Raw genomic sequence first — 1592 nt, forward strand, 5'->3', positions numbered from 1 at the left:
AGTGGTTGTTTTAGGTCAAAAAATGAACAAGTTGATGCATATACATTTTCATGTTCAAGTTATACAGACAAAATAGAAGAATATTTTTATGACCCAAAAAAGAGTTTTCCATATAAGCGCGGAGTAAAACTGGTTCCAAAAGATACTTCTGTATATGTGGAGACTAGTTCAGATACTGATATTTACGGGATATGCGTTGATGTATGTGAGTTTAGCTGCACTGCATATGTTTTACCAATTACAAATAATTTTGAAGGATATCTTGTTACAAGAAATCCAAGTATAAAAGCTGGAGAAATATTAGATATTAATGAAGCCGGGGTGATTATTAAAGCTGGTGGTGGGCCTCCAACTTATATTAATGCATATGCACTTTCTGATTCATTTACAATCAATTTTAAATCAGAAGAAGAGATTAAGGATGAAAGCCGTAAACATGATTATTATATTAATTTGGTAAAAGTTACAATTTTTGGCAATAGGGCTCATCAGAAAACAGTAGTAGCTGAGAGTTAAAAAATAAAAGGAGATAATTGAATGGCAGAAAATACAGCCCAATTAGTAAAAGAGTATCAAGAAAAGCGCAGTAAACTAGAAAAATTAATGAAAAATCCACAAAAGGATTCTGGTTTACTTACTAATTCTCTAGAATTTAGAGATAAAAATATAGAATTTTTTGCTTCTGGAGGTACTAAAACTAGTAAGTATGACAAACTAGAAAATCATTCATTTGTGGGATATCCCTATAAACGCGGAGTAAAAATAGTAATTCAAGAGGCAAAATCAAATGAACCGCATTATGAGCCCCATGTTGAGGCTGGTGGTGGTGAAGATTTATACGGAATATGTGTTGACATTGATGAGTTTAGCAAAACTGCTACTATTGTTCCAATTACAAATAATTTTGAAGGGTACTTAGTAGTAAAAGATGGAACGCCTAAAGCAAAAGAAAAGCTTTACTTCAATAATGACGGCGTTCTTGAAAAGGTTAGTGGGGGAAATAAGCCGATTGTTAATGCAATAGCATTGTCTGATGCAAAACAAATTAATAGTGAATTTTATTTAATAAAAGTGGCTGTATTTGGGAATAGAGCCAAAAGTAATTAAAACTTAGGAGGATTTAATATGGAATTATTTGATGAAAATTATTATGCAAAAGCTGTAGCAAATATTATAGGAGAAGTTAAAGACCCAATAATGTATAAATGGTTTTTACCAGAACAAATTGAAGATGTTGATCTACAAATGGGTTATCAAAGAACTATAAAGTGGGACGCTTTTTTAAATGCTAATCCTACAACAATTGCAAATGAGGTTAATACTATCTCAACTATTGGGTTTAGTTCTGAAGTGGTTGTTAGGCTTAATTACTTAAAACTACAGTATAAATTTAGGCACTTAAAGCAAGCGTCTGAAAAGTTTTATACTTCAGATTCATATATTGGCGACATTAATAACAATTTACTTCCTTTCAGTCAAGCTTATAAACTTGCAAGCAGTGAAATTATCAAGCTTATTAATCATTTTGTACTAACTGGTACTGTTTCAATTCAAAAAGATGGAAAAAATCAAAAACGCCTACTACCTAATAT

The 1592-nt window shown here is 31.3% G+C and carries 2 protein-coding genes and 1 pseudogene; all 3 read left to right on the top strand.

The features are described from left to right. Nucleotides 1-516, top strand: a 516-nt coding sequence (locus HNP68_RS06765) for a DUF228 domain-containing protein (protein WP_183221702.1), incomplete at its 5' end; no start/stop codon positions are given. Between the two features lie 21 nt (nt 517-537). Further along, nucleotides 538-1107 (top strand): DUF228 domain-containing protein, encoded by a 570-nt coding sequence (locus HNP68_RS06770; RefSeq protein ID WP_183221704.1) that lies wholly within the window; start codon nt 538-540, stop codon nt 1105-1107. An 18-nt stretch (nt 1108-1125) separates the two neighbouring features. Continuing rightward, nucleotides 1126-1592 (top strand): annotated as a pseudogene (locus tag HNP68_RS06775) (hypothetical protein); the annotation flags it as partial.

It is taken from the genome of Borreliella yangtzensis (assembly GCF_014201775.1).
In the GTDB taxonomy this organism is placed as follows: domain Bacteria; phylum Spirochaetota; class Spirochaetia; order Borreliales; family Borreliaceae; genus Borreliella; species Borreliella yangtzensis.